We start from the raw sequence: 5,789 nt of genomic DNA on the forward strand, positions 1-5,789 counted from the left end.
AGCTAATAGTTTGTCAACAATTTTCATTAAAAACTTAAAATATTTCATGATATACTAAAAATATGCATGCCAAATGACCTTCCTAAATTCTACTTTTGGAAGGTTTTTTATTGATTAGGTTTATTTATTATTTATGCTATATCTTGGAAAGTTGAGTTGCTTTTTAATATTGCATAGATCCATTGTAAAAGCTTATTTGCACAGGCTAGCTTTTCAACAAGAAACGCGTTTTGTATTTTTACAGGTGTATTTGATTAACCATTAGATTCTAAAAGCTAGTTTTGCTGTAATATATCATTGTAGATTTGAAATAAAGCCGTACCGTTTTACTCCTTTAGATATGGGTATCTAAAGGAGTATTTTTATAGTGCAAAGGAAAAGAGTGTCTAAATTGAAATATCGATTAGGAACTGTTCAGTGGCAATATAGTTATTCCATTTAAGGGCGGTATTTGTTGAAGAGCATAAGCCTAATTAAAAATAAGGTGGGATTAGGGTTTTTTAAAAAAATTTTTTAACATTGCAAATCTGCACTCTCTTGACGTTATCCTCATTGGTAAACACAATGGCAACAATCGGTAAATGCTGTGGCGATTTTTGGTAAACAAGTGTATATAAAAAGATAAATTAGTTAAAGTTTATTATAGGTTTGCATTAATAGAAAAGTAGAAGAGAGGGTAATAAATGAAAGAATCAATCGAGTATTGGAAGAGTAACCTTGAGGATGAATCGACGAGGGCCGTTATGGATGAATATTTGCTAGGTTTAAAACTTGAAAATAAAGCCGAGCGAACAATTAGAAATTATCGTTGGTTTTTAGAACGTTTCTTTACATTGTGTACAGTTCCTTTAAAGCTATTAACATCTGAAGATGTGAGGAAATATTTGAATCATTTCATTAAAGGAAAAAAGGAAAGGACTGTAGACGCTTATTTATCGGCACTTTCTTCATTTTTACAATTTTGCATCGCAGAAGAGTACATAGAAAATGTAGTAATCAAAAAAAGGTGGAGACCCAAAATCCCGCAGTCCTTACCAAAGTATTTAGATGAGACGGAGTTTGCTAGGGTGAAAATTGCGTCAGAAAATTTGACTTTTCGTGACCAATCGGTGATTTTATTTTTATTTTCGTCAGGATGTAGAAGTTCGGAAGTATCTAACCTTTCAATTCAAGATGTCAATTTAGAAAAAAGAACAGCAGAGGTAACGGGAAAAGGAAAGAGGATTCGAAAAGTACACTTTTCTGAGGAATGTGCAATCGCATTGAATGAGTATTTAAAAACGCGAAACAGTGATGGGAAAGATCCATTATTTCTAAACAACTCAGGTCAAAGACTGGAGGTAAACTCTATTTATTACATTACAAGGAAAATTGGCAAGGAGGCGGGTTTACAGCAATCGTTACATCCACATTGTTGTCGACATACGTTTGCTACGAACATGCTAGCAAGGGGAGCTACACTTGAATTTATTGGAGATGAGTTGGGACATGCAAATTTAAATACAACACGTATTTATGCACGAATTCTAACGGAGGACTTGATTTTATCTTATCAAAATAAAATGGGGTAGATAACTATGAATGTAAAAGTAGTAGAGTCTTTTTTCGATGATCATCTGTCTAGATTTAGTGAAGAAACAATCCGAAGTTATAGACTTTCTCTTAATCAATTTTTTTCATTTTGTGGGAAAACTTATAATGAAGTAAAAGCAGCTGATATAAGAGCATGGCTTGCTTCAATGGAGGAAAAAGGTCTTAAAAAACGTACGATACATATTAAACTATCGGGTTTGAAATCGTTTTACCAATATAGTATGGAAGAGAATCTCCTCAAGAAAAATCCAGCACAAAAAGTAAAAACTCCTAAAAAAGATGATATCCTTCCAAAATATTTAAGTAGGCGGCAAGTAGCCCAACTTCAAGAATTAACAAGAAATGATTACCAATTATGTCCCATCATTGAAACGTTATATTCCACTGGGGTAAGGGTCAGTGAACTATTACAAATCAAACTAGAAGATATTAAATGGGATACCCGGCAAATATGGGTACGAAAAGGAAAAGGGAACAAAGAACGTTTTGTCCTTTTTACGCACGATTGTGCAGAACGCTTAAAGATGTACCTCGAGAAGCGAGAAACGAACAGTGTGTTTTTATTTTCCAATCGAAGAGGTGGGGCACTTCACCGAGAATTTATACAAAAGAACTTTCGCAATTTCTCAAAGTCCCTTGGTTTTAAAGTAACTCCACATACGTTGCGACATACATTTGCTGCACACTTAGCAGAAAAAAACATGCCCCAAAGTTACATTCAGGATCTACTGGGTCATGTGGATATTAATAGTACTCGTATTTATACACGATTGATGGAACATACTCGTAAAAAACAATATGACCTTTACCATTAGGGAGGTAGAAAAGATGGGCCATTCAGACTTGATTACAATATGGTTTATGCGTGAATACCGACACAAGATATGATATTAAATACCAAAATATTATGGGGTGAAATCTATGAAATTAGAAGTCCAACAATCTTTTTTTAATGACCAGCAAGCTCGTTTTAGTCCAGAAACCATTCGGGGCTACAAAATAGCTCTTTCTCAATTCTTTTCGTTTTGTCCAAAAAAGGTGAATGAGGTGAAGGCGGAAGATGTACGGTACTGGTTAGCCATGATGACTGAGAAAGGGTTAAAACCACGCAGTGTTCAAATGAAATTATCTGCATTGAAATCATTTTATCAGTACTTGATGGAAGAAAACATATTGGAAAAATCTCCGACATTAAAGGTACGTACACCTCAGAAAGAGGATTCCCTTCCTTACTATTTGGATAAACGGCAATTAGTCCTACTTCAGGAATTAACCAAAGACAATCCTAGGGAACGAGCATTAGTAGAAACGCTATATGCAACAGGTGTTCGAATCAGTGAATTGTTGAATATCAAATTAGAAGATGTGAAATGGGAGAGTCGACAAATCTGGATTCGAAAAGGAAAGGGGAACAAAGAACGATATGTTTTATTTAGTCATGATTGTGCAGAACGATTGAAAGCGTATTTGAACCTACGTGATATTAACAGCACATACCTCTTTTCGAATCATAGAGGCGGACCCTTAAGTCGTGATTTAGTGGAATTGCTGTTTCGACAATATACAGAGACATTAGGATTTAGAGTCACCCCTCACACCATGCGCCATACGTTTGCAGCTCATCTAGCAGAAAAGGGGATGGATTTTAGTTACATTAAAGAATTGCTCGGTCATGCCAATATCAATAGTACTCGTATTTACACTCGTCTCATGAACCATGCACGTAAAAAACAGTATGACCGGTTTCAGTCATAAGAAAAAGGAGAAAGAAAATGATAAAGTACTGGGAGATTAAAAAGAAATTACCTAATTCGGAGAATGAGAAAGTGATCAATAAGTTCTTACTTAACCTGAAAAATACGAATAGAAGTAAGAGTACGATTATCAGGTACAGGACCACTTTGCAATACTTTTTTGGGGAGATAGAAATCCTCTTTTCGTCCATCACATCTAATAACATCCAGCAATGGCTTTCGGATCATCAAAAGGACTGGAATGAAGGAACCATTCGTTCCCGTTCAATTGCTCTTCGTTCTTTTTTTCGCTATTGTGTAGAAAAAGGCTATATGGCAATACCGCCTATCAAAAGCAAATATCAGGGGAGTATTACAGAAAAGTACTGGGAAGTAAAGGTACAACTGCCTAATATAGAGAATAAAAGAGTCATTAACGAGTATTTATTAAGTCTGAAAGTAGCAAACCGAAGTTTTTATAGTATTAACAACGTCAGGTATTTTTTACAATCCTTTTTTAAAGAACAGGAAGGATTATTTTCTTCCCTTACATCGGATGAAATCCAGGAATGGCTCATCCAACATCATAAGGGTGTTAAAGAAAATACCATCAAGTTTCATGTAAGTGCTCTTTCAGCTTTTTATGCATTTTGTGTAGAAGAAGGTTATCTGGATAAATCGCCGGTCAAGTCACGATGGTTTCCACGTTGTCCGAAACCAATTCCTAAATATATGGGAAAAGAGGAGATTGCTAAAATTCGCTGGATATCCGAGAAAGGCTTGCTACGAGACAGAGCGATGTTAGAATTTTTTCTTTCCTCTGGTTGTCGAGTGGGGGAGGTGCATTTACTCGACCGAGCAAGTGTCGATCTAGAAAATCGAACGGCTCGGGTTGTCGGGAAAGGGAGGAAAATTCGCCAGGTGCATTTTTCGGAAAAATGTGCTCTGCTTTTGGAACGTTACCTCGAATGTCGAAAGGATGGTAATCCGGCCCTCTTTGTTGCAAGCGGAATCATATCGAGCCGAATTTCGAGTAGATGGATACAAAAAATCTTCAACCGAGTTGGGAACGAGGCTGGCGTAACAGGTTCACTACATCCCCACCGGCTACGCCATACGTTTGCTACGGAACTTTTGGCAAAAGGTGCGGATTTATTTTTTATCGCTGATGAACTGGGCCATTCCGATTTAAAGACAACACAGGTATACGCCAACCTTCCCAAATCGAAGGTTATTACCCTGTACCGCAAGTATATGGGATAAGGTGGATGTGAATGATGAATACAGATAAATGGATTAAGCGATTTACATTGGATTATCAATTTCGATTGGATTTAAACACATTGACTCTTTACCACCTTTCAATCAAAAACTTGCTCCATTACATAAGAAAAGAAATTGATACCATTACCAAACACGATATTCGGAATTGGCTCGGCCATTTGATAGAAAAGGGGTACCAACCAAGTACGATTAACACAAAGCTAGCTGGGGTGAAACTCTTTTTTAAGTATTGTCTAGACGAAAAGGTCATTTCAAAAAATCCGGCAAAAGATATTTTGTTCTCGAAAGTAGAGGGGAAACTGCCTCGTTATTTATCGATGGAACAACTCACCAAACTAAGGGCGCTCTTAGAAGGGCGGCTTGAAGAGAGAGCGATTGTCGAAGTATTATATGCTACCGGCATAAGAATGAGTGAGTTAGCTGCTATGAAAAAAATAGATATCAATTGGTCAGAAAGACTCATTCTGATTCCAAAGGGGAAACGGAAAAAGGGGCGTATCGTCTTATTTACGAGGGAGTGTGCGGAACACTTAAAAGCTTACTTGGATAGCCGAACCGACGATTGGCCCTTTGTTTTTGCTTTAGTGACTTCAAACGGGAAACGTTCAAAACATGCTCGTGTGGTGGATCAAAGGTTTCTTATTTATTCAGAGCAATTGGGATTCAAGATGACACCGCACACCTTGAGACACACCTTTGCTGCTCATCTGGCGAAAAAAGGAATGTCACTTGAATGCATTCAGGTTCTCTTAGGCCATGATAAGTTTGAGACTACCCGTGTCTATGCCCGATTGTACGACCATGCCCGGAAGGAGATGTATGATGAATGGATGTAAAAATCCCCCTTTTCAATAAAGGGGGATTAACGGTCTCCTACATCAAGGGTAATGGGCTCGCTCCGCATAAAACCTTTTAACGTGAATAAAGGTAGATGATTAAATCGCTTGAAACCCTTGATACCATTGGGATTCAGCGATTTTTTTATATTCCAGTTTTTCAGTAAAAGAAGGATTAACGCTTATTTTAGGAATTAACGCTTATTTTTGTGGTACTTCTTCAACTTCGGATAGGGGAGTTAAAGAAAGAGAAGTAGTAGAAAATGGACTAACATTTGGGAGTTAAATTAGATATTTATACTAAAATAATTTGAGATTGTGAAAGAATGTACTGATATGAACG

At 36.9% G+C, this 5,789-nt stretch carries 5 protein-coding genes; all 5 read left to right on the forward strand.

Going from position 1 to position 5,789, the window contains the following annotated elements:
• Nucleotides 1-683 precede the first annotated feature (683 nt).
• The 5 genes from xerA (V7150_RS24795) (at nucleotide 684) to V7150_RS24815 (ending at nucleotide 5,446) form a co-directional block, all read left to right on the forward strand.
• A complete protein-coding gene (gene xerA / locus V7150_RS24795) occupies nucleotides 684-1,571 on the forward strand; it encodes a site-specific tyrosine recombinase/integron integrase (RefSeq protein ID WP_335523579.1) in 888 nt (295 codons plus the stop codon).
• Between the two features lie 6 nt (nucleotides 1,572-1,577).
• Nucleotides 1,578-2,408, forward strand: a complete 831-nt coding sequence (gene xerA, locus V7150_RS24800; RefSeq protein ID WP_335523581.1) for a site-specific tyrosine recombinase/integron integrase — start codon at nucleotides 1,578-1,580, stop codon at nucleotides 2,406-2,408.
• Nucleotides 2,409-2,514: 106 nt separating this feature from the next.
• Nucleotides 2,515-3,348: a site-specific tyrosine recombinase/integron integrase gene (gene xerA / locus V7150_RS24805; protein ID WP_335523582.1), complete on the forward strand. Its 834-nt coding sequence runs from the start codon at nucleotides 2,515-2,517 to the stop codon at nucleotides 3,346-3,348.
• A gap of 17 nt (nucleotides 3,349-3,365) precedes the next feature.
• Nucleotides 3,366-4,589, forward strand: coding sequence for a tyrosine-type recombinase/integrase (locus V7150_RS24810; protein ID WP_335523584.1), 1,224 nt, complete (start codon nucleotides 3,366-3,368; stop codon nucleotides 4,587-4,589).
• 11 nt (nucleotides 4,590-4,600) lie between these two features.
• Nucleotides 4,601-5,446: a tyrosine-type recombinase/integrase gene (locus tag V7150_RS24815; protein WP_335523586.1), complete on the forward strand. Its 846-nt coding sequence runs from the start codon at nucleotides 4,601-4,603 to the stop codon at nucleotides 5,444-5,446.
• Nucleotides 5,447-5,789 lie beyond the last annotated feature (343 nt).

The sequence above is a fragment of the Neobacillus drentensis genome (genome assembly GCF_036965245.1).
Taxonomy (GTDB): domain Bacteria; phylum Bacillota; class Bacilli; order Bacillales; family Cytobacillaceae; genus Neobacillus; species Neobacillus drentensis_G.

Excerpts from the sequence above, each read along its gene's own strand:
- xerA (WP_335523581.1), top strand. The coding sequence starts at position 1,578 with ATGAATGTAAAAGTAGTAGAGTCTTTTTTCGATGATCATCTGTCTAGA.
- xerA (WP_335523582.1), top strand. The coding sequence starts at position 2,515 with ATGAAATTAGAAGTCCAACAATCTTTTTTTAATGACCAGCAAGCTCGT.
- xerA (WP_335523579.1), top strand. The coding sequence starts at position 684 with ATGAAAGAATCAATCGAGTATTGGAAGAGTAACCTTGAGGATGAATCG.
- V7150_RS24815 (WP_335523586.1), top strand. The coding sequence starts at position 4,601 with ATGATGAATACAGATAAATGGATTAAGCGATTTACATTGGATTATCAA.
- V7150_RS24810 (WP_335523584.1), top strand. The coding sequence starts at position 3,366 with ATGATAAAGTACTGGGAGATTAAAAAGAAATTACCTAATTCGGAGAAT.